The organism is Ensifer oleiphilus (assembly GCF_013371465.1).
Classification (GTDB): Bacteria; Pseudomonadota; Alphaproteobacteria; order Rhizobiales; family Rhizobiaceae; genus Ensifer; species Ensifer oleiphilus.
Window position 1 is genome coordinate 1106912 of sequence record NZ_JABWDU010000001.1, and the last position, 21699, is coordinate 1128610.

At 61.0% G+C, this 21699-nt stretch carries 24 protein-coding genes; 18 read left to right on the plus strand and 6 right to left on the minus strand.

Annotated features, from left to right (window positions below):
• Nucleotides 1–203: 203 nt before the first annotated feature.
• Together dapA and smpB are read left to right on the plus strand one after the other, a co-directional pair.
• On the plus strand, nucleotides 204–1088 hold the full coding sequence (dapA, locus tag HT585_RS05315) for a 4-hydroxy-tetrahydrodipicolinate synthase (protein ID WP_176351918.1): 885 nt from the start codon (nucleotides 204–206) through the stop codon (nucleotides 1086–1088).
• On the plus strand, nucleotides 1088–1567 hold the full coding sequence (gene smpB / locus HT585_RS05320) for an SsrA-binding protein SmpB (RefSeq protein WP_065787308.1): 480 nt from the start codon (nucleotides 1088–1090) through the stop codon (nucleotides 1565–1567). The genes dapA and smpB overlap by 1 nt, the downstream gene beginning before the upstream one ends.
• A 70-nt stretch (nucleotides 1568–1637) precedes the next feature.
• On the opposite strand, the gene HT585_RS05325 is transcribed toward smpB, so the two are convergent.
• Nucleotides 1638–2219 carry a LabA-like NYN domain-containing protein gene (locus HT585_RS05325; protein ID WP_176351919.1) on the minus strand — a complete coding sequence of 194 codons (582 nt, stop codon included), beginning with the start codon at nucleotides 2217–2219 and terminating at the stop codon, nucleotides 1638–1640.
• 470 nt (nucleotides 2220–2689) lie between these two features.
• Between HT585_RS05325 and rpoZ the strand changes: the two genes are divergently transcribed.
• The 9 genes from rpoZ (at nucleotide 2690) to HT585_RS05370 (ending at nucleotide 10903) form a co-directional block, all read left to right on the plus strand.
• Nucleotides 2690–3097, plus strand: a complete 408-nt coding sequence (gene rpoZ / locus HT585_RS05330; protein WP_077503976.1) for a DNA-directed RNA polymerase subunit omega — start codon at nucleotides 2690–2692, stop codon at nucleotides 3095–3097.
• Between the two features lie 103 nt (nucleotides 3098–3200).
• Nucleotides 3201–5426 (plus strand): RelA/SpoT family protein, encoded by a 2226-nt coding sequence (locus HT585_RS05335; protein ID WP_173419504.1) that lies wholly within the window; start codon nucleotides 3201–3203, stop codon nucleotides 5424–5426.
• Between the two features lie 203 nt (nucleotides 5427–5629).
• Complete coding sequence (locus HT585_RS05340; protein ID WP_065787305.1) at nucleotides 5630–5782, plus strand: DUF3563 family protein; 153 nt, start codon at nucleotides 5630–5632, stop codon at nucleotides 5780–5782.
• A gap of 284 nt (nucleotides 5783–6066) precedes the next feature.
• Nucleotides 6067–6531, plus strand: a complete 465-nt coding sequence (locus HT585_RS05345) for a DUF2062 domain-containing protein (RefSeq protein ID WP_246707571.1) — start codon at nucleotides 6067–6069, stop codon at nucleotides 6529–6531.
• Nucleotides 6528–6947 carry a holo-ACP synthase gene (gene acpS / locus HT585_RS05350; protein ID WP_176351921.1) on the plus strand — a complete coding sequence of 140 codons (420 nt, stop codon included), beginning with the start codon at nucleotides 6528–6530 and terminating at the stop codon, nucleotides 6945–6947. Before HT585_RS05345 ends, acpS begins: the two co-directional genes overlap by 4 nt.
• Before the next feature lie 164 nt (nucleotides 6948–7111).
• Nucleotides 7112–7855: a signal peptidase I gene (gene lepB / locus HT585_RS05355; RefSeq protein WP_176351922.1), complete on the plus strand. Its 744-nt coding sequence runs from the start codon at nucleotides 7112–7114 to the stop codon at nucleotides 7853–7855.
• Nucleotides 7855–8571, plus strand: coding sequence for a ribonuclease III (rnc, locus tag HT585_RS05360; protein ID WP_176352194.1), 717 nt, complete (start codon nucleotides 7855–7857; stop codon nucleotides 8569–8571). The genes lepB and rnc overlap by 1 nt, the downstream gene beginning before the upstream one ends.
• On the plus strand, nucleotides 8568–9509 hold the full coding sequence (gene era, locus HT585_RS05365) for a GTPase Era (protein ID WP_176351923.1): 942 nt from the start codon (nucleotides 8568–8570) through the stop codon (nucleotides 9507–9509). The genes rnc and era overlap by 4 nt, the downstream gene beginning before the upstream one ends.
• A gap of 347 nt (nucleotides 9510–9856) precedes the next feature.
• Nucleotides 9857–10903 carry a glutathione S-transferase family protein gene (locus tag HT585_RS05370; RefSeq protein ID WP_176351924.1) on the plus strand — a complete coding sequence of 349 codons (1047 nt, stop codon included), beginning with the start codon at nucleotides 9857–9859 and terminating at the stop codon, nucleotides 10901–10903.
• A gap of 34 nt (nucleotides 10904–10937) precedes the next feature.
• Here the strand turns inward: HT585_RS05370 and HT585_RS05375 are convergent, their stop codons facing one another.
• Complete coding sequence (locus tag HT585_RS05375) at nucleotides 10938–11087, minus strand: hypothetical protein (protein ID WP_176351925.1); 150 nt, start codon at nucleotides 11085–11087, stop codon at nucleotides 10938–10940.
• Nucleotides 11088–11198: 111 nt separating this feature from the next.
• Here HT585_RS05375 and HT585_RS05380 point away from each other — a divergent pair, with 111 nt between their 5' ends.
• The 3 genes from HT585_RS05380 to HT585_RS05390 all read left to right on the plus strand — a co-directional run bounded on the left by HT585_RS05380 (nucleotide 11199) and on the right by HT585_RS05390 (nucleotide 15494).
• Nucleotides 11199–12455: a cyclopropane fatty acid synthase gene (locus HT585_RS05380; RefSeq protein ID WP_176351926.1), complete on the plus strand. Its 1257-nt coding sequence runs from the start codon at nucleotides 11199–11201 to the stop codon at nucleotides 12453–12455.
• 199 nt (nucleotides 12456–12654) lie between these two features.
• On the plus strand, nucleotides 12655–14967 hold the full coding sequence (locus HT585_RS05385) for a Tex family protein (RefSeq protein ID WP_176351927.1): 2313 nt from the start codon (nucleotides 12655–12657) through the stop codon (nucleotides 14965–14967).
• A 209-nt stretch (nucleotides 14968–15176) separates the two neighbouring features.
• Nucleotides 15177–15494 carry a hypothetical protein gene (locus HT585_RS05390; protein ID WP_176351928.1) on the plus strand — a complete coding sequence of 106 codons (318 nt, stop codon included), beginning with the start codon at nucleotides 15177–15179 and terminating at the stop codon, nucleotides 15492–15494.
• Nucleotides 15495–15566: 72 nt separating this feature from the next.
• Here HT585_RS05390 and rkpK read toward each other — a convergent pair whose 3' ends face one another.
• The 3 genes from rkpK to HT585_RS05405 all read right to left on the minus strand — a co-directional run bounded on the left by rkpK (nucleotide 15567) and on the right by HT585_RS05405 (nucleotide 18396).
• Nucleotides 15567–16880 carry a UDP-glucose 6-dehydrogenase gene (gene rkpK, locus HT585_RS05395; RefSeq protein WP_176351929.1) on the minus strand — a complete coding sequence of 438 codons (1314 nt, stop codon included), beginning with the start codon at nucleotides 16878–16880 and terminating at the stop codon, nucleotides 15567–15569.
• Nucleotides 16881–16950: 70 nt separating this feature from the next.
• Entirely contained in the window at nucleotides 16951–17994 is a 1044-nt protein-coding gene (locus HT585_RS05400) for an NAD-dependent epimerase (RefSeq protein WP_176351930.1), read from the minus strand.
• 69 nt (nucleotides 17995–18063) lie between these two features.
• Nucleotides 18064–18396 (minus strand): ArsR/SmtB family transcription factor, encoded by a 333-nt coding sequence (locus HT585_RS05405; protein WP_176351931.1) that lies wholly within the window; start codon nucleotides 18394–18396, stop codon nucleotides 18064–18066.
• A 49-nt stretch (nucleotides 18397–18445) separates the two neighbouring features.
• Between HT585_RS05405 and HT585_RS05410 the strand changes: the two genes are divergently transcribed.
• Both HT585_RS05410 and HT585_RS05415 read left to right on the plus strand, forming a co-directional pair.
• On the plus strand, nucleotides 18446–18928 hold the full coding sequence (locus tag HT585_RS05410) for an SRPBCC domain-containing protein (protein WP_176351932.1): 483 nt from the start codon (nucleotides 18446–18448) through the stop codon (nucleotides 18926–18928).
• A gap of 13 nt (nucleotides 18929–18941) precedes the next feature.
• Complete coding sequence (locus HT585_RS05415; RefSeq protein WP_176351933.1) at nucleotides 18942–19298, plus strand: hypothetical protein; 357 nt, start codon at nucleotides 18942–18944, stop codon at nucleotides 19296–19298.
• 16 nt (nucleotides 19299–19314) lie between these two features.
• Here the strand turns inward: HT585_RS05415 and HT585_RS05420 are convergent, their stop codons facing one another.
• A complete protein-coding gene (locus HT585_RS05420) occupies nucleotides 19315–20052 on the minus strand; it encodes a L,D-transpeptidase (RefSeq protein ID WP_176351934.1) in 738 nt (245 codons plus the stop codon).
• 235 nt (nucleotides 20053–20287) lie between these two features.
• On the opposite strand from HT585_RS05420, the gene recO reads away from it, so the two are divergent.
• Both recO and HT585_RS05430 read left to right on the plus strand, forming a co-directional pair.
• Nucleotides 20288–21034, plus strand: a complete 747-nt coding sequence (recO, locus tag HT585_RS05425) for a DNA repair protein RecO (RefSeq protein ID WP_176351935.1) — start codon at nucleotides 20288–20290, stop codon at nucleotides 21032–21034.
• 14 nt (nucleotides 21035–21048) lie between these two features.
• The gene (locus HT585_RS05430; RefSeq protein ID WP_176351936.1) at nucleotides 21049–21558 is read left to right on the plus strand and encodes a PaaI family thioesterase; all 510 of its coding nucleotides are present in this window, start codon (nucleotides 21049–21051) and stop codon (nucleotides 21556–21558) included.
• Nucleotides 21559–21699 lie beyond the last annotated feature (141 nt).

The following is a 21699-nucleotide window of genomic DNA, read 5'->3' on the forward strand; positions in this document are numbered from 1 at the left end:
TCCCGGCACCTTCACCACCGGATGGCAGGCTACAAGGATTATGCGGCTTGAACGTCAAGCTTTTACGTGAAAACCGGCATGAAATGCCGTGTCACGGCGCTTGCCGCAGCCCCCTCACATGATTATGGTGCGGCAGTTTTTTAACCGTCGATTACGGCCAAAGCGTGAGTGTGCTTGCGTCTTTGAGCCGTCAGGAGTTGTGCATGTTCAAGGGTTCCATTCCCGCTCTCGTAACACCGTTCACCGCCTCTGGCGCTGTGGATGCGGAAGGTTTCGTCGCGCATGTGGAATGGCAGATAAAAGAGGGCAGCACCGGCCTCGTGCCCGTCGGCACGACTGGTGAATCCCCGACCCTTTCGCATTCCGAACACAAGCAGGTCGTCGAACTCTGCATCAAGGCGGCCGCTGGGCGCGTGCCGGTGATTGCCGGCGCCGGCTCCAACAACACCATCGAAGCCGTCGAGCTTGCGCAACACGCCGAAAAGGCGGGTGCGGATGCGGTGCTTGTCGTCACGCCTTACTACAACAAGCCGACGCAGAAAGGCCTGTTCGCCCACTTTTCGGCGATCGCTGAAAGCGTGAAGCTGCCGATCGTCATCTACAATATCCCCGGCCGCTCTGTCGTCGACATGAGCGTCGAAACGATGGCAGCCCTTGCCAAGGCCTACCCGTCGATCGTTGGCGTCAAGGACGCGACCGGCAAGATCGAACGCGTATCCGAGCAGCGCATGGCCTGCGGCAAAGATTTCGTACAGCTTTCTGGCGAGGACGCCACCGCGCTCGGCTTCAATGCCCATGGCGGTGTCGGCTGCATCTCGGTGACGGCAAACGTCGCGCCGCGGCTTTGTGCCGAATTCCAGCAGGCCACGCTTGCCGGCGACTATGCGAAGGCGCTTGACTATCAAGACAAGTTGATGCCGCTGCACAAGGCCATCTTCATGGAGCCTGGCCTTTGCGGCGCCAAGTATGCGCTTAACCGTCTCGGACGCATGAGCCGCGCGGTTCGTTCGCCGTTGCTTTCGACACTCGAGCCAGCCACGGAAGCCGCAATCGACGCGGCGCTCAGGCATGCAGGATTGATGAACTGATGGCACCCAAGGGAAGCCAGCGCACGGTCAAGAAAATCGTGGCGGAGAACCGAAAGGCCCGCTTCAATTACGAGATCGTCGATACCTACGAGGCCGGTCTGGTTCTGACCGGCACCGAGGTCAAATCGCTGCGCGAAGGCAAGGCAAACATCGCTGAATCCTACGCCACCGACGAGGGCGGCGAGATCTGGCTGATCAATTCCTATCTACCGGAATACCTGCAGGCGAACCGCTTCAACCATGAGACCCGTCGTCGTCGCAAGCTGTTGCTGTCCAAGCGCGAGGTTAACCGGCTGCAGGGTGCCGTCAACCGTGAAGGCATGTCGCTCATTCCGCTCAAGATCTATTTCAACGATCAGGGCAGGGCCAAACTTGAGCTGGCGCTGGGCAAGGGCAAGAAGCTGCATGACAAGCGCGAAAGCGCCAAGGAACGCGACTGGAACAGGCAGAAGAGCCGGTTGCTCAAGGACCGTGGCTGAACGCAGCCCCGCGCTCGTCAGGGCGCGGACGCGGCTCATTCTTCACTGATTGGCGGGTGGCGGGGTTCGCTCAGCTCTCGACGGGGTCTGCCACTGGCTCGATATGCTGGCGGGGGGTGCGCTCGGACGGGTCGCGGCCGATTTCCGCGCGCAGCGTGACAAGGTCGATGAAGTGATCGGCCTGGCGGCGCAGGTCATCGGCGATCATTGGCGGCTGGGTCGACATCGTCGACACGACCGAGACTTTCCGACCCTTGCGCTGTAGGGCCTCGACAAGGGTGGTGAAATCGCCATCGCCCGAGAAGATCACCAGATGATCAACGGTTTCCGATTGTTCCATCGCGTCGATCGCGAGTTCGATGTCCATGTTGCCCTTGATCTTGCGGCGGCCGAGCGAGTCGGTGAATTCCTTGGCGGGCTTGGTAACGACCTTGTAGCCGTTGTAGTCCAGCCAGTCGATCAATGGACGGATTGAAGAATACTCCTGGTCCTCGATGAGGGCGGTATAGTAGTAGGCGCGCAGCAGGTAGCCGCGTTTCTGAAATGCCTTGAGCAGTTTGCGATAGTCGATGTCGAAACCGAGGCTCTTCGAAGCGGCGTAGAGATTGGCGCCGTCGATAAAAAGAGCGATCTTCTCGCGTGGATCAAACATCGTTATTCCTTTTTAGTGCGCATCTCGCTCGGCTAAGCGACCCTTCGGCGAATGCGCGAAAATACGTCGATTACATTAATAATTGCTGATATTGCAAATAATGTAGTTAACCACTTGCATTATTCCAAGCGGCTTCCCGCGAATATAGCTAGTTTTAGCAGTTGCTGCAGTTCGTCCACATCGCAAGTCTGCAGTTTCTACCAGACGTTTCCGGTCGGCATTTGGAAGTGCAACCAGGATATGTATTCGCGAAGTCTAGCCCGTCCGCGTGGCATTTTACCATGCAACACGGGGTGATGTGAGCGCTCAGTGCAGGAAAAACTTGAACTCCTGTTGTTTTGATTGTATCCGAGCGGCTAATTCCAGAAATCGGAGCCGATGAGGCCGTCATCCGGCGGCCGTTCCGGTCTCGTGTCGTTAATCCGTGCTGCGGCGATGATCGCCGCGCTTTGAGCCCAAAAGGACAGGCAATGGCCCGCGTCACCGTCGAAGATTGCATTGACAAGGTCGACAACCGTTTCGAACTCGTGCTGCTCGCCAGCCACCGCGCCCGCCTGATCTCGCAGGGCGCAGCGATCACCATCGATCGCGACAATGACAAGAACCCCGTGGTCGCACTGCGCGAAATCGCCGACGAGACCCTCTCGCCCGGCGACCTCAAGGAAGACCTGATCCATTCGCTGCAGAAGCATGTCGAAGTGGACGAGCCCGAGCCCGATCCGGCTTCGCTGGTTCAGGCCGACGCCGATACGACGTTTGCCGCGACGGCGGAAGACGACGATCAGCCGGAAGCAATCACCTTCGACCGCATGTCGGAAGAAGAGCTGCTGGCCGGCATCGAGGGCCTCGTGCCCCCGGAAAAGAGCGACGACTACTGAGATCCGTAACGGAACAAACGTTCCCGCGTGTTATCAAAGCAGTGCGCCACTCGTATGATTGGCGCACTTTTTTTATTGTCTTTTCCCACGGAGCCGCCCGCGAATGATGCGCCAATACGAGCTCGTTGAGCGCGTTCAGAAGTACAAGCCCGACGTCAATGAAGCCCTGCTGAACAAGGCTTACGTCTACGCCATGCAGAAACATGGGCAGCAGAAGCGGGCAAGCGGCGACCCCTACATTTCCCACCCGCTGGAAGTGGCGGCGATCCTCACGGAAATGCATCTGGACGAATCGACGATCGCGGTCGCACTCCTGCACGACACGATCGAGGATACGACGGCGACCCGGCAGGAGATCGACGATCTCTTCGGCGAGGATATCGGCGCCTTGGTCGAGGGCCTGACCAAGATCAAGAAACTCGATCTTGTCACCAAGAAAGCCAAGCAGGCCGAAAACCTGCGCAAGCTGTTGCTGGCGATCTCCGACGACGTGCGCGTTCTCCTGGTCAAACTCGCCGATCGCCTGCACAATATGCGCACGCTCGACCATATGACGGCCGAGAAGCGCGCCCGCATCTCCGAGGAGACGATGGACATCTATGCGCCGCTCGCCGGGCGCATGGGCATGCAGGATATGCGCGAGGAACTGGAAAACCTCTCGTTCCGCCACATAAATCCGGAGGCCTTCGAGACCGTCACTCGGCGCCTGGAAGAATTGTCCGAGCGCAACGAGGGCCTGATCAAGAAGATCGAAGACGAACTGACCGAGTTGCTCCAGGCGGAAGGCTTGAAAGGCGCACAGGTCAAAGGGCGGCAGAAGAAGCCCTATTCGGTCTTCCGCAAGATGCAGTCGAAGTCCCTGTCCTTCGAGCAGCTATCCGACGTCTGGGGCTTTCGAATCGTCGTCGACGATATCCCGTCATGCTATCGCGCGCTCGGCATCGTGCACACGCGCTGGCGGGTCGTGCCCGGTCGTTTCAAGGATTACATCTCGACCCCGAAGCAGAACGACTATCAGTCGATCCACACGACCATTGTCGGCCCTTCGCGTCAGCGCATCGAGCTGCAGATCCGCACACGGCGGATGAACGACATCGCTGAATACGGTATTGCCGCCCATTCGCTCTACAAGGACGGCGAGGGGGCGTCGACAGAGACTGCCCTGTCGCCGACATCGAATGCCTATTCCTGGCTCAGGCGCACGATCGAGTCGCTGGCCGAAGGCGATAATCCGGAGGAGTTTCTCGAGCACACCAAGCTCGAGCTTTTCCAGGATCAGGTGTTCTGCTTCACGCCGAAGGGGCAGCTCATTGCGCTGCCGCGCGGCGCGACGCCGATCGATTTCGCCTATGCGGTCCATACCAACATCGGCGACACCTGCGTCGGTGCCAAGATCAATGGCCGCATCATGCCGCTGGTGACGCGCCTCAACAACGGCGACGAAGTCGAGATCATCCGCTCGGGCATCCAGGTGCCGCCGCCCGCATGGGAAGAGATCGTCGTCACCGGCAAGGCGCGCTCCGCCATCCGGCGCGCGACACGGGCCGCCATCCGCAAGCAATATGCAGGTCTCGGCTACCGTATTCTCGAGCGAACCTTCGAGCGCGCCGGCAAGACGTTTTCTCGCGAGGCCCTGAAGCCCGCACTGCATCGGCTTGGACATAAAGAGGTCGAGGATGCGATCGCATCGGTCGGGCGCGGCGAGCTGTCGTCGCTCGATGTGCTGCGTGCGGTGTTCCCCGACCACCAGGATGAACGCGTTACCGTCAAGCCGAACGCCGACGACGGCTGGTTCAACATGCGCAGCGCCGCCGGCATGGTCTTCAAGTTGCCTGGTCGATCCAAGGAAGCGGGCGAGCCGGCGCAGGCGGAAGGTCCGGAAGCGTTGCCGATCCGCGGGCTCTCGGGCAATGCCGGTGTGCATTTCAGCGCAGCCGGCGCCGTCCCCGGCGATCGTATTGTCGGCATCATGGAGAAGGACAAGGGGATCACCATCTATCCGATCCAGTCGCCGATCCTGCAGAAATTCGACGACGAGCCGGAACGCTGGATCGACGTGCGCTGGGACCTCGATGAGGCCAACAGCAGCCGTTTCATGGCGCGCATCGCCATCAGCGCGTTGAACGAACCCGGCACGTTGGCGGAGGTCGCGCAATCGATCGCAACGAGCGACGTCAATATCCGCTCGCTCTCCATGGGGCGCGTGGCGGCGGACTTCAGCGAGTTGCAGTTCGATCTCGAGGTCTGGGACCTCAGGCAGCTGAACCATCTGATTACCCAGTTGAAGGAACTGCCGAGCATTTCCACGGTCAAGCGCCTCTTCGAATGAAGGGGCGCTGGTCGTCGTCATCGCTCTGCCATCGGCTCGGCATGCGCGTCCGATTTGCGCAGTTGCCTTGAAATCAGGCAGGCCAAGGCTTGAAAAGCGGCAAGGCATGCTTGTTGCGCATGGCTGCCGTCTTTTCATGGCTCTGGTGGAACAGTGACCTCTAAACTATCTTCTGCATCGGGAGGTAAACGAAGAGGTTTGCCATGTTTAATCAGTTGAAGAAGATCACCCGCGCTCTGCGCGTTGCCACTCAGGAAGAGCGCGAGCTTGCCTATCTCAACGGTTCGGTCGATCGCATCGATCTCGAATACCGTCAGCGCCAGATCGATCGCGGCCTGTTCCGCAACGGCTACTAAGCCGTTGCCTGTTCCCGCATGAGGGTGGGAATGGCGAGCCATGCGTCAAGCGAATGGCTCATTCGTGATCGCTGCACCACACGCCACCGGGTTGCAAGCAGCAGGCATGACGCCTATCTTGCGGCCTTCAAACAGGCGGACACGCCGTCTTGTGCCGACTGGCGGTGTCAAGATGCGGTCATGACGGCATAATGTTATTCAGACGTAGAAAACCGGTAACGATTTCCGAAAGGCTTCGCGCGCTTGTTTGGCCGCGCAAGGGCTTTCGGCGCGGCCCGCGATACATGGCGCTGCGTATTCTGCGCCTGTCGTCGTCACCGCATTCGATCGCGGTCGGGGTTGCCGCAGGTGCGGCGTCGTCATTCACGCCCTTCTTCGGGCTGCATATCATCATTGCGGTCGCGCTTGCTTCCGTGTTCTCCGGCAATCTGCTTGCTGCAGCGATCACGACGGCGCTTGCCAACCCGGTGACGATCCCGATGATCCTGACGGCGTCCTACGAGCTTGGCAGCGTCATCATCGGTCAGCAGGCGGCAGAGGTGGCGACTGGCGCGGATGTCGCGCATATGATCGAACACCTGGAGTTTTCGGCCCTTTGGGGCCCCGTGTTCAAGCCGATGCTGATCGGATCGGTTCCACTTGCCGTCGCCGGCGCCCTGATCTTCTATCCCCTGGCCTATCAGGCCGCCCGTCTTTTCCAGTCCCGCCGTCGACGCGCACGCTCGCCCGGCGAAGGGTCCGCACCATGATTATCGGTATCGGCAGCGACCTCATCGACATCAGGCGCATCGAAAATTCGCTCGCGCGTTTCGGCGAGCGTTTTGTCAATCGCTGCTTCACCGAAGTGGAGATCGCCAAGTCCGAGGGCCGAAAGAACCGCGCCGCCTCCTATGCCAAACGCTTTGCGGCCAAGGAGGCCTGCTCCAAGGCGCTCGGTACGGGGATAGCGCACGGCGTCTTCTGGAAAGATATGGGCGTCATCAATTTGCCCGGTGGCAAGCCGACTATGCATTTGAGCGGCGGTGCTGCCGAACGGCTTCAGGCGATGGTGCCTAAGGGGCATCGCGCGGCAATCCATCTGACGATCACCGACGATTTCCCGCTGGCGCAGGCCTTCGTGATTATCGAAGCACTCCCCGTTGCCCCGCCAGAAGGAACGGTTTAGAGCATTCCGTTGACAAATCCTGAAGTGCCCGATTGCTGGGGCAGGGTGCCCTTGCGGCATGGACACGAAATCGCGCATCCGCCTTCAAGGCTGGAACCGAAAGCGTAAACGACAGTTGATTGAGCGGCACGCCGAGCGTGTCGATGACAAAGGAAGACAGCAGCGTGGCAGAAAAGACAGAAGCGAAGCAGAGCGGTCTCTGGGAGAATGTGAAGGTCATCATCCAGGCGCTGCTCCTGGCCGTGGTCATTCGCACCGTCTTCTTTCAGCCCTTCACCATTCCGTCCGGCTCGATGATGCCCACCCTGCTTGTCGGCGACTACATCTTCGTCAACAAGTTTGCCTACGGCTACTCTAAGTACTCCCTGCCGTTCTCGCCGGATCTGTTTTCGGGCCGAATCTTCGCCAGCGAGCCTGAGCGCGGCGACATCGTCGTCTTCCGCTTCCCGCCGAACCCCGATATCGACTACATCAAGCGTCTGGTGGGTCTGCCGGGCGATCGTATCCAGGTGCGCAACAGCATTCTCTACGTCAACGACAAGCCCATCGACCGGGTACCCGACGGTGTCTTCCGCGCGGACGACCAGTACGACACCGGCGGCGACGTACCGGTCTACCGCGAAACCATTGACAATGGCGTTTCCTATGACACGCTCGATCAGTTCCCGGATTCACGCGGTGACAACACCCGCGAGTTTATCGTGCCCGAAGGTCATTACTTCATGATGGGCGACAATCGCGACAACTCGGCCGACAGCCGCTTCGACGTCGGCTTTGTGCCCGCCGAAAACCTTGTCGGCCGCGCGAGCCTGATCTTCTTCTCGCTCGGCAACGACACTTCGTTCCGCGAGATCTGGAAGTGGCCGGCAAACCTGCGTTACGACCGTCTGTTCAAGGCGGTTGAATGATGAAGGCGCGGTCGCTAAGCGCGGAGGATCGGGCCAAGCTCGAGGCCGTGATTGGCTATCAGTTCAGCGAGAAGGAACGGCTTGACCGGGCGCTGACCCATTCCAGCGCCCGCAATGCCAAGGGCTCGAACTATCAGCGGCTCGAATTCCTCGGAGATCGGGTGCTGGGGCTTTGCATCTCCGAGCTTCTGTTCCAAACATTTCGCGACGCCAACGAGGGCGAGCTTTCGGTGCGGCTGAACCAGCTCGTCAGCGCCGAGAGCTGCGCCCTGGTCGCTGACGAGCTGGAACTGCACCAGTTTATCCGCACCGGTTCTGACGTGAAGAAAATCACCGGCAAGGCGATGATGAATGTGCGCGCCGATGTGGTAGAGTCGCTCATTGCCGCGATCTATCTCGACGGCGGGCTGGAAGCGGCGCGCAAATTCGTGCTGCTTCACTGGAAGGAGCGGGCGACCCGCGCCGACGGCGCCCGTCGTGATGCCAAGACCGAATTGCAGGAATGGGCGCATGCCAAGTTTGGTATCGCGCCGACATACCGGACGGATGACCGTTCCGGCCCCGACCACGATCCGCGCTTCACCGTGACCGTCGAGGTCGCCGGCGTTGCGCCTGAGACGGGGACGGATCGATCCAAGCGCGGCGCCGAGCAGGTGGCCGCGACGAAATTGTTGGAACGCGAAGGCGTGTGGCGGAAAATCTCCGCAGGAAAATGACGGAAGACATGACGGATATGGAAAAAGATACGGCCGCCGAAAGCGCGCCGACCCACTCGGGTTTCGTGGCGCTGATCGGCGCCACCAATGCCGGCAAGTCGACGCTGGTCAACCGCCTCGTGGGCGCCAAGGTTTCGATCGTCAGCCACAAGGTGCAGACGACCCGGGCGATCGTGCGCGGCATTGCCATCCACGACAACGCACAGATTGTCTTCATGGATACGCCCGGCATCTTCAAGCCCCGGCGCCGGCTCGACCGGGCCATGGTGACGACCGCCTGGGGCGGCGCCAAGGATGCCGACGTGATCATGCTGTTGATCGACAGCGAGCGCGGCCTGAAGGGCGATGCGGAAACGATCCTGCAGGGCCTGAAGGAAGTCCACCAGCCGAAGATCCTGGTCTTGAACAAGATCGACCAGGTCAGGCCGGAGGATCTCTTGAAGCTTGCGGCGGCGGCCAACGAGACGATCCAGTTCGAGCGCACCTTCATGGTCTCCGCGCTGACAGGCTCTGGCTGCACGGACATGATGGATTATCTTGCCGAGACGCTGCCGGAGGGTCCCTGGTACTATCCCGAGGATCAGATTTCCGACCTGCCGATGCGCCAGCTCGCGGCCGAAATCACCCGCGAAAAGCTGTTCCTGCGCCTGCACCAGGAGCTTCCCTATGCCTCGCATGTCGAAACCGAGAAGTGGGAAGAGCGCAAGGACGGGTCCGTCCGTATCGAACAGGTGATCTACGTCGAGCGCGAAAGCCAGAAGAAGATTGCGCTCGGCAAGAACGGCGATGCGATCAAGGCGATCTCTACCGCGTCGCGCAAGGAAATCTCAGAGATCCTCGAGCAGCCGGTGCACCTCTTCCTGTTCGTGAAGGTCCGGGAAAACTGGGGCGATGATCCCGAGCGCTTCCGTGAAATGGGTCTCGAGTTCCCGCGCTGATCGGCGCGTTTCACAAACTGCATTGACGCCGCTCGCCAGCCTCGCTGGCGAGCGTTTTCATTTGAAACGTGAACCCCGCTTCGCAGGCATTCTCCGGGCCATCAAGATGGAAGCCGTCCTTCTGCCAGCAGCGGCCCGATCGTCTCGGCACGGTTGGTCCAGACATAGCCTGAGAAACTCTCCCGCGCCAATTCAAGATCTTCGGCACTGTCGACCCCTGTGGTGACGCCGCTGCTCTTTGCACGTGGTCGTCATATTGCGAACGATCTGTCACCCCACGGTCGAATTGACCGGCTCGCGTGCGCGTGAGAGGGAAATGGCGTTCCCGCAGGTTCAGGAGAGAAGTCATGCCGCAGCTCGTCGATGGAAAATGGGTCAAGGGCGACGTCGCCGCGAGCGAGATGAAGGGTGGGGCCTTTCATCGCGAGCCGACCCGTTTCCGCAGCTGGATCACGGCCGATGGTGGCACCGGGCCGAACGGGCAGCCAGGCCTTCCGGCGGAAGCCGGTCGCTACCGCCTGTTCGTTTCCTATCTCTGCCCCTGGGCGTCGCGCACGATCGCCTTTCGCAATCTGAAAGGGTTGGAGGACGTCATCGGTCTGACGGTGTCCAGCCCCATTCTCGGCGACGACGGCTGGGTCTATGACGAGCCTGTCGATGCCGGCGCGCGCGTCGGTCTGATCCGCTACCATCACGAACTCTATACGGCGAGTGACGCTGCCTATACCGGTAAGGTATCTGTTCCTGTCCTCTGGGATATGAAGGAAGGGCGTATCGTCAACAACGAATCCGCCGACATCATCCGCATCCTGAACTCGGCCTTCGACGAACTCACCGGCAACCGTCTCGATTTCTACCCGGATGGGTTGCGCGCGAAAATCGATCGCTGGAATGGCCCGATTTACGAACGCGTCAACAACGGCGTCTATCGCGCCGGTTTTGCCAAAACACAAGGTGCGTATGACGAGGCGGTCGCGAACCTGTTCGAGATGCTGGATGAACTCGAGCGCCACCTGACGGCCAATCGCTATATCGCCGGCGAATATCTGACCGAGGCCGATATCCGTCTGTTCGTGACATTGGTGCGCTTCGACGCGGCCTATCACGGCGTGTTCAAGTGCAACATCCGACGGATCGAAGACTATCCAGTACTGTCAAACTATCTCAGAGAAATCTACCAATGGCCGGGGATCGCCGAGACGGTGCGCATCGACCATATCAAGCAAGGCTACTATGGCATCACGCATGTCAATCCGACCCACATCGTGCCCGCCGGCCCCTTGCTTGATTTCACCCGCCCCCATGATCGCCGTTCGCTACCAGGGCGTGGGATCGTCGGAGCTGATGCGATGCCGGCCGATTTGCTAAGCAAACAAATCTTTGAGGGCGCATAAAAGGCCCATTGCCAATCGATTGAAGCTTACTACGTTAGTGGAAGTTCTGATGGATTGGAGCCCGATGGCGGCTGGCATCGGCGGTTTCCGGCAACGCGCGCACGAGGAGCGCGGGATTGTTGCCGGGCGCCCTGAGGCCAAGATCGAACCGGCTTTCGTCGCTTCCGGACGTACGCCGCGTCATGCCCCGTGTTCCGCGCCATGCCGCATCGCCCCTCGGAAGCCCCGATAGAACCCGGCCACGCCGCCGTGCCCTTGCGCCAGGACAGATGTGTCGGTCTGGCAGGGGATGGATATGAATGCGGCATTGTTGAATTTGCTTCGCCGTCTGGTGCGTAAGGGCAATCTGACGGTGTTCTCTTCTTCCGGTGAACAGGTCATTCTGGGCGACGGCTCGGGAAAGCCGGCAACGGTCCGTATTGTCGATGCAGAGGCTGAAAAGGCGATCGCCGTCGATCCGAGCCTTCGTTTTGGCGAACTCTATATGGATGGAAGGGCCATCATCGAGCACGGCGATATCTTCGACGTGCTCTCGATAGCCAAGGTAAACGGCCTTGAGCATGCAGCGACCGTTTCCAACATGCTCGTTGCGCTTCAGCATGTGTTGCGCCAGCAGGTGATGAGCCGAATGCCGGTCAATCGCAACCGGCATAATGTTGCCCATCACTATGATCTCGACCGCAAGCTCTTCAATTTGTTTCTGGATCAGGACTGGCAATATTCCTGTGCCTATTTCGAGCCGCCGGGCATCTCGCTCGACGAAGCTCAACTGGCCAAGAAGCGCCATATCACTGCCAAGCTGCTGCTGGAGCCCGGTCAGAAGGTGCTTGAGATTGGCTCCGGTTGGGGCGGGATGGCCATGTATCTGGCGGAATCCTCCGGCGTCGAGGTGACGGGCATCACACTCAGCGAAGAGCAGCTGAAAATCTCGCGTGAGCGGGCAGCCAAGCGCGGCCTGTCCGATCGCGTCCGCTTCGAACTCCAGGATTACAGGACGGTGCAGGGGCGGCAGTTCGATCGCATCGTCTCGGTCGGCATGTTCGAACATGTGGGCATCGGCAACTACAGCCGGTTCTTTCGCAAGGTCAGGGAGCTGCTGAAGCCGGATGGTGTCATGCTGCTGCACTCGATCGGGCAAGTCTGCAAACCCTGGGCGACCAATCCTTGGATCGAGAAGTACATTTTCCCCGGCGGTTACATTCCCGCGCTTTCCGAAGTCCTGCCGTCGGTCGAAAAGACCCAGCTTCTCGTCAAGGATGTCGAGATCCTGCCGATGCACTATGCCTGGACATTGAGAGCGTGGCGGCAGCGCTTCCTAGCGCGGCGCGAAGAGGTGGTAAAACTGTTCGACGAACGCTTTTTCCGGATGTGGGAGTTCTATCTTGCCGCGTCCGAAGCGGCCTTCCTGTATGATAAACACTTCATCTTCCAGCTGCAGCTGTCGCCGTCGCTTGAAGCTGTGCCTTTCGCGCGCGGTTACATCGAGGCGAAGGAGCGGGAACTGATCGAATTCGAGAAGACCCGTCCGCCGCTCGAGCCGGTGGATATATAGGGCATGCCGCCCGAAGGCACCGCGCCTCCGGAAAGGCGACACGCATAAATGCCAATGTCCATGACACCTCGCATGGACCGTTTCATGGCCGGCGTGTTCTCTCCTGTGGAGTTCCGGTTTTGCCGCGCAGGCCTTCACTTGGCCTTGAAGGCCTGCGCCTTTATGGTCGCCCACTGAAAACAGGAAAGACGGATCCCCCATGGCCAGCCCAGCAAAACCCATCGCCGCCATCATTGCCAGCGAGATCAAGGCGACGATCCCTCAGGTCATCGCCGCCGTGGAGCTGCTCGACGAGGGCGCAACGGTGCCGTTTATCGCCCGTTACCGCAAGGAGGTGACCGGCGGCCTCGACGACACGCAGCTGCGAACGCTGGCCGAACGGTTGACCTATCTGCGCGAACTGGAGGCAAGGCGGGGTTCGATCATCGAATCCATCCGCGGACAGGGCAAGCTAACCGACGAACTCGAAGCCAAGATCGCCGCTGTCGAAACCAAGGCCGAGCTCGAGGATATTTATCTGCCGTATAAGCCGAAGCGGCGCACCAAGGCTGAAATCGCCAGGGAGCGTGGCCTTGGGCCGCTTGCCGAAGCCATTCTCGCCGACCGGACGATCGCACCGGCTGATCGCGCCGGCGCGTTCCTGACTGCGGAGGTGCCCGATGTGAAGGCCGCACTCGACGGTGCCCGCGACATCATCGCCGAAGGCATGACGGAGAATGCCGACCTGCTCGGGCGCCTTCGCAACCATATGAAGGGGGCGGCGTTCCTCAGGGCCAAGGTCGTCGACGGCAAGCAGGACGCGGGCGCCAAGTTCTCGGACTATTTCGACCATTCCGAACGCTGGGCGACGACGCCCGGTCACCGGGCGCTGGCCATGTTGCGCGGCTGGAACGAAGAGGTGCTGTCAGTCGACATCGTCGTCGATCAGGACGATACGTCCCCGATCAAGCCGGTGGAGCGTATGATCGCCGCCGCCTATGCAGTCGGCGGTCAACTGCCGGGCGACAAGTGGCTGTCGGAAGTCATCGGCTGGACCTGGCGCGTGAAGCTGTCCATGTCGCTCTCGCTCGACCTGATGCGCGAGCTGCGCGAGCGCGCCGAAGAGGAAGCGATCCACGTTTTTGCACGCAACTTGAAGGACTTGCTGCTGGCGGCTCCTGCGGGCTCGCGCGCCACGATGGGCCTGGACCCGGGTATTCGCACCGGCGTCAAGGTCGCCATTGTCGATGGCACCGGCAAGCTGCTGGAGACGACGACCGTTTATCCATTCCCGCCGAAGAACGACGTCCGCGGCACACAGGCGGAACTCGCATCGCTGATTCGCAAGCACAAGATCGAATTGATCGCGATCGGCAACGGCACCGGCAGCCGCGAAACGGAAAAGCTGGTCGCCGACATGCTCGTGCAATTGCCGGCGCCCAAGCCGACCAAAGTCATCGTTTCCGAAGCCGGTGCTTCGGTCTATTCCGCCTCGGAGACGGCAGCACTTGAATTCCCGGGCCTCGACGTTTCGCTGCGTGGTGCCGTCTCGATCGCCCGGCGCCTGCAGGATCCGTTGGCCGAACTCGTCAAGATCGAGCCAAAGTCGATCGGCGTCGGTCAGTATCAGCACGACGTCGACCAGTCGAAGCTCAGCCGCTCGCTGGATGCGGTGGTGGAAGACGCGGTGAACGCGGTCGGCGTCGATGTGAACACGGCGTCTGCACCGTTGCTCGCGCGTGTGTCCGGTCTCGGCAAGTCTTCGGCGGAAGCGATCGTTGCGCATCGCGATGCCACCGGACCGTTTGCCAGCCGCAAGGAATTGCTCAACGTGGCGCGCCTCGGCGCCCGCACCTTCGAACAGTGCGCCGGCTTCCTGCGCATTCCTGATGGCAAGGAGCCGCTCGATGCGTCCTCCGTCCATCCGGAAGCCTATGGGATCGCCAAGAAGATCGTTGCTGCCTGCGGGCGGGACGTTCGTTCGCTGATGGGCGACAGCGCGGCGTTGCAAAGGCTCGACCCGCGCGTCTTCGTCGACGACCGTTTTGGTCTGCCGACGGTCAAGGACATTCTGGCCGAACTCGAAAAGCCGGGCCGCGACCCGCGCCCGAGCTTCAAGACCGCAACATTCGCCGAGGGCATTGATGACATCAAGGACCTGAAGGTCGGCATGCAGCTCGAAGGAACGGTGACAAATGTTGCCGCCTTCGGCGCCTTCGTCGACATCGGCGTCCATCAGGACGGCCTCGTCCATGTCTCGCAACTGGCCGACCGGTTCGTGAAGGACCCGCACGAAGTGGTCAAGGCCGGCGACGTCGTAAAGGTGCGGGTGACCGAAGTGGACGTGCCGCGCAAGCGCATCGGGTTGACCATGCGCAAGGACGCAGGTGCCGACACGGGCCGCGAGGCGAGGGCACCTTCGCCCACCAGCGGCAATCGCAATGCACCGTCGCGGCCGCAGAAGCAGCCGCAACCGCAACCGTCACAGGGCGCGTTCGGCGCCGCGCTCATGGAGGCGATGAAGCGCAAATAATGCGGGTAGCCCGGAAGTCGTACGGACTACCGGGCTATTCTCTATAAATTAGGTAATTGTAATATATCGGGCGTGCCGCCATACTGATCTCGTGGCGGCACCTGTATCGTGTCGCGAGCAAGTGCCGATCATAACCATGCCGGTCTACGGCGGACGAGGTCAGCGGAAACTCCTTTTCCGCCGGGTTTCCCGGCGAAAGGAGGTGCGTCATGGGACGCAATGTGATCCGTGGCCTCGCTCGAGCCGTCATATTGGCGGCCGCAGTGACGGCACATCCAAACCCGGCAAGTTCGCAAGCTGTCGCGAATTGCGCACAGCGATCTGAAGTGATCGAATTTCTCCTGCGCCAGTATCAGGAAAAGCCTGCGGGGATCGGATTGATCAACCCGCACGCGGTGATGGAGATTTATGCCGCCGACAGCGGCACCTGGACCCTTATTGTCACCGACGTGACCGGCCGAAGCTGCGTCATCCTTGCGGGGAAAAGCTGGGAGGCGCTGCCGCCTCAGCCCGTACCGAAGGCGTGACGCTATTGCCGCCTGCCGGAGCTGGTCGCCGGGTGCAGTACCCGGCGAGATATGTCTTCTTGTCTGACGGTTTCAGCTCGGTCGCCCGATGCTGGCATAGGCAAAACCGTGCTTTGCCACTTCGTCCGGCCGATAGATATTCCTGAGATCGACCAGAACCGGTTCCTTCATCACGGCCTTCAGCCGCCGGAAATCGAGCGCGCGGAACTCGTTCCATTCGGTCACGATCACCAGCACGTCGGCGTCAGTGGCGGCCTCATAAGGATCCTTGGCGAAGTCGAGCCCGTCCATCAGCTTCTTGGCATTTTCCATGCCTTCCGGATCGTAGCCGACCACATGGGCACCGGCATCCTGCAGGGTCTGCACCACCGTGATGGCCGGGCTATCGCGCATGTCGTCGGTGTTCGGCTTGAAGGTTAGGCCAAGCACGGCGACCTTGCGGCCGCGCACGTCGCCGCCGGCAGCCGCGATCACCTTCCGACCCATGGCGCGCTTGCGGTTGTCGTTGATCGCGACGGTGGTCTCGACGAGGCGCACCGGGCTGTCGAAGTCCTGGGCGGTCTTGACCAGCGCCAGCGTGTCTTTCGGAAAGCAGGAGCCGCCATAGCCGGGACCCGCATGCAGGAACTTGCCGCCGATGCGGCCGTCGAGGCCAATACCGCGGGCGACGTCCTGCACATTGGCATCGACCTTCTCGCAGAGGTCGGCCATCTCGTTGATGAACGTGATCTTCATCGCGAGGAACGCGTTGCCGGCGTATTTGATCAGTTCGGAGGTGCGGCGCGAGGTGAAGACCAGCGGCGCCTGGTTGAGGTAGAGCGGACGGTAGACCTCGGTCATGACCTCGCGTGCACGCGCATCATCGTCGGCAAGGCCGATGACGATGCGGTCGGGACGCTTGAAGTCCTCGATCGCAGCACCTTCGCGCAGGAACTCCGGATTGGAGACTACGGCGAAATCCGCGTCCGGGTTGGTTTCGCGGATGATGCGCTCGACCTCGTCGCCGGTGCCGACCGGAACCGTCGACTTGGTCACGATGACGGTGAAGCCCTTGAGGTTGACGGCAATCTCGCGCGCTGCGGCGTAGACGTAGGAGAGGTCCGCATGGCCGTCACCGCGGCGCGACGGGGTGCCGACGGCGATAAAGATCACGTCGCTGTCGGCAACCGCCGAAACGAGATCGGTGGTGAACGATAGGCGGCCGGACTGTACGTTGCTGGCGACGAGATGGTCGAGACCCGGTTCGAAGATCGGGATCCGTCCCTGCATCAGGGCGTCGATCTTGCTTTCGTCCTTGTCGAGACAGACCACGTCATGGCCGAAATCGGCAAAACACACACCCGATACAAGGCCGACATAACCGGCGCCGATCATCGTGACTTTCATCTGCTCTTCCTTTTGTTGCGAGAGCTTCGCTTATGCAGAGTATTGGGGACGGCGGTCGTCGCCGATCGGCTCAGGCTTGGCGTGCCGGTGAGCCAGCCATTTCAGGGCGACCGTAATATTCGTCATACCATGCCGCAAAGCGGGCAACGCCATCTTCCACCGAAATCGACGGTTTGAAATCGGTGAGCGCTTCGAGGAGATCCGGAGACGCGTAGGTGCGCGGCACGTCGCCCTGCTGCATCGGCAACAGGTTGCGCAGCGCCGGGCGGCCGACCGCCTTTTCGATGGTTTCGATGAAGGTCATCAGCTCGACCGGCTGGCCGCCACCGATATTGACCACACGGAAAGGCGCCTGCAGCGACAGCGTGTCCGCAGCCTTTTCGGACGGCACCCGGTTTTCCTCGGCGGGAACGACATGGGACAGCCGGAGAATGCCTTCCACCAGATCGTCGATATAAGTGAAGTCCCGGCTCATGCGGCCTTCGCCGTAAATGTCGATCGGCCTGTCGTTGTGGATGGCATCGATGAACTTGAACAGTGCCATGTCGGGCCGGCCCCAGGGGCCATAGACCGTGAAGAAACGGAAGGCCGTCGTCGGCACCTTGTAGAGATGGGCATAGCTGTGCGCCATCAGCTCCATCGATTTCTTCGTTGCCGCATAGATCGTCATCGGCTCGTCGGCTCGGTCGGTCTCGGCGAACGGGATCTTTTCATTGGCGCCGTAAATCGACGAGGTCGAAGCCAACATCAGGTGTCTGGGGCCGATTTCACGCGCCAGTTCCAGCATGTTCCACGAGCCGATAAGGTTTGAATCCACATAGGCCTTGGGATTTTCCAGGCTGTAGCGGACGCCTGCCTGGGCCGCCAGGTGGATGATGACCTCCGGCTCGGCGAGTTCTGCGGCGTGGTTCAGCGCATCCCGGTCTTCGAGCATGCCGACAACAGCCTTGAAGCCGTTCGAACGGGCGAGGATGGCGTGCCGCTGCTCCTTGAGGGCCACGTCGTAATAGGGCGTCATGCCGTCGAAGCCGACGACGAAATGTCCCTCGTCGATCAGTCGCTTGGCAAGATGAAAGCCGATGAAGCCGGCCGTGCCGGTGATGAGGTAGCGCAAGACGATATCCCCAGATTGCGTTGTCGCGCGTTCATACGAAGAAAGCAGGGCGATGGAAAGCCGAAAGCGTCATTCCGAGGGGCGGTCGAGCCCTTGCTGCAAGGCGGAAAGGATCGACATGGCGTGGCCAGCATACTGGCTGATCCAGCGTTGATGGATGGCCTGTATCGGTATGGCGTTGAGATGGTTCCAGCGCTCGCGGCCCTCGCGCTGGACGATCACCAGCTCGGCCTCTTCGAGAACTTTCAGATGCTGCATGACGGTGCAGCGGTCGAGGCTGGAAAACCGCAGGCAGAGCATGCCGGTTGTCTGCGGTTCATCTTTCAGGGCGTCGAGGATCTGGCGGCGCAAGCCGTTCGCGAGGGCCTTGAAAACCAGGTCGTCTTTCGAATCGGTTGACATGTTATGTTTTTATAACATATGCTGCATCAGCACAATGGGAGAAGAGGTCATGTCTTTCGAATTTCGGGTGAATGGACGCATCGATCGGCCTGTCGCCGAGGTTTTCGACGCCGTGGTCAATCCGGATCAGATCAGCAGATATTTCGTCACCCTTGGTGGGGTCAGCGGGCCTTTGGTTGCCGGCACCACGGTGACCTGGTGGGGCAATGTGCCGATCGAGGTCGAGGCGATCGAGCCTCACGAACGCATCGTCTTTCGCTGGGATGCCATGGTGGAGAAGGGCGAGGAGCCTTATCGCACCAGTGTCGAGATGCGTTTCAAGCCGCTCGACGACGGCGCCACGATGGTGACGATCGCCGAGACCGGCTGGCGCGAAAATGCCCGTGGACAGAAGAGTTCCTACATGAACTGCGAAGGCTGGTCGCAGATGCTGGCCTGCATGAAGGCCTGGCTCGAATACGGCATCAACCTGCGCCAGGGCTATTACGTCAGCGAATTGTCCGGGCAGCCGGCAACGGAATCAGGGCTTTAAGGGAGATCAGGCGATGGCAATGACAGGTGGAATCAATATTGCGATGAAGGTGCCGTCGCATCAGTATCAGGCGGTCATCGCCTTCTACCGTGACACGGTCGGCCTCGAGCCCTTCGATGAGAAGGCGCCGGCCAAGGGCTTCATCCTCGGCCCAAACCGGTTATGGATCGATGAGGCGCCGAACTACAGCCAGGCGGAGGTGTGGCTCGAACTCTTCACCGACGACCATGAGGCAGCACTCGGCGGGCTTGCCGAAAAAGGTGTTGTGCGCTGCGACGCAGTAGAGGATCTCGGCGAAGGCTTTCGCGGCGGCTGGATCATGAACCCCGCCAACATCGTGCACATGGTGCGCACGCCGGACGCCTGGTAGGCGCCCGGCGACGGGTTTAGTACATCAGCGGTTCGCCGGCGTTTGCCGGCGTCGACATCGGGGCGAGCATCTCGTTCACCGGCGCTTGTGCCTGCAGGACGACGACGCGCGAGTCCCTCGGGACGCGGTTGTAGAGATCGATAATGTCGGGGTTGAAGAGCCGGATGCAGCCGCTCGATACAGCCTTGCCGATCGACCATGCTTCGGTGGTGCCGTGGATCCGGAACAGGGTGTCGCGGTCGCCCTGGAACAGATAGAGCGCGCGCGGCCCGAGCGGGTTGCGCACGCCCGGTTCCATGCCGCCGGCAAGCGGACCGTAACGTTCCGGTTCGCGTGCCACCATGCTCGAGGTCGGCGTCCAGCGCGGCCATTCGGCCTTGCGACCAATACGCGCTTCACCTTCGAATTCCAGACCGGCTTTGCCGACGCCGATACCGTAGCGCATCGCCATGCCGCCATCCTGAACCAGGTAGAGGAAGCGGTTCTGGGTGTCGATCACGATCGTGCCGGGCGGCTCATGGGTCGCGTAGGCAACTTGCTGACGCAGGTAGCGCGTGTCGACCTTGCTGATATCGATGGCGTCGAGCGGAAACTTTTCGTCCGGCTTCGGTCCATACATCGCGACATAGTAGGGATCGGGGCCCTTCGGCTTCGCCGGTCCGCCGCTGGTCACGCAGCCTGCGAGCGTGGATGTGGCAAGGAGGAGGGCGAAGAGCTGCGCCAAGCGGCCGGCGCTGTTCCGGGACACACACATAATCGGGTCAATATTCCTGCTGATTGCATTTCGGGAAGGAGCGGACGTTGCCGCCGTGCATTGCCGTTCTAACGCCGAACATGGCCGCGGGGAGGCGCGGGTATGGCGAAATCGAGGCAATCGGAGAGTGTATCCGAAAGGCGACAGTTTGCGTGCAGCTCGAAAGCGTTTCGTCCGGGCCCAGTTCAGGCATCATCGCTTGATCCGCTTTCCATCGCGGGTGTATGCCATTTTCATGCAATGGAGCGATCAGGCCATCATTCTCGGGATCAGGCGGCACGGCGAAAGCTCTGCCATCGCCGAAGTCATGACTGCGTCCCGCGGCCGGCATCTCGGTATGGTCAGGTCCGGCCGCTCCCGGGCCATGCAGCCTGTCCTTCAGCCGGGTAATACCGTTGAATTGACCTGGCGGGCGCGACTCGACGAGCATATGGGCGAATTCCGCATCGAGCCGCTCGAACTGCGCGCCGCGCGGCTGATGGAGGCGGCGACATCCGTCTATGGCATCCAGGCGCTGGGCGCGCTTCTGCGCCTGCTGCCGGAGCGCGATCCGCATCCGCATCTCTATGAGGCTCTGGCTGTCATCGTCGATCACCTCGAGGATCCGGCCGATGCCGGTGAACTCTTCGTCCGTTTCGAGTTGGCCGTCCTGAACGACCTCGGCTTCGGGCTTGACCTGACCGAGTGCGTGGCGACCGGCGCGCGCGACGATCTCGCCTATGTGTCACCGAAGTCGGGGCGGGCTGTCTGCCGCGCGGCGGGCATACCCTATGCCGACCGCATGCTGGCACTGCCGGCGTTTCTCGCCGTCGAAGCGCGAAGTGCTGCCGATTACGACAGCCTTGCCGCTGCCTTCCGGCTGACGGCTTTCTTTCTCAATCGCCATGTCTATGAACCGCGAGGCCTCAAGGTTTCGTCCGCACGCGATGGTTTCGTCAACGCGGCGCTGAAGGCGCTGAAGCCTTCTTCCTCAGCCGCGTGAATGAGGAGTATTCCATGTTTCAAGAGCTTTTCCCCGGCATGCCCGTTTCCGGCATCGGCGTGCTTCCTCTGGATCGGGTCGCGCGCGACGGCGGCCTCAAGGTGATGCAGGATCTTCTGAAGGGCGATCTGCCCGCGCCGCCGATGTCGGCGACGCTCAAGTTCGGCCTGACCGAGGTAGAGGAGGGGCGGGTGGTCTTCAAGGGGCTCCCGACCGACGAGCATCTGAACCCCCTCGGAACCGTGCACGGCGGCTGGACGGCGACGGTGATGGATTCGGCGCTCGGCTGTGCGGTCTTCACCACCCTGAAGCCCGGCGAAGGCTACACCACCGTCGAATTCAAGGTGAACCTGGTGCGCCCGCTATTGCCCGGCATGGGCGAGGTCTTTTGCGAAGGCAAGATCGTCCATCGCGGCCGCACCATCGCCACCTCGGAAGCCTGGCTACGCGACGCCGGCGGCAAGCTCCTGGCGCATGGTACGGAAACCTGCGCGATCTTCCCCATCGACAACCTGCGCCGATAGCGGCGTTCGCTGCCACCCCGATTCGATATTGCGATGATCGCCGGTTGTCCGCGTTCGATTTCGAATGCGCGCACAGAATTTATCCAATTGCGCGAAGAGATCGGAGCTCTCAACCGTCTATGCCTTTGGCGGCCGTGCAAA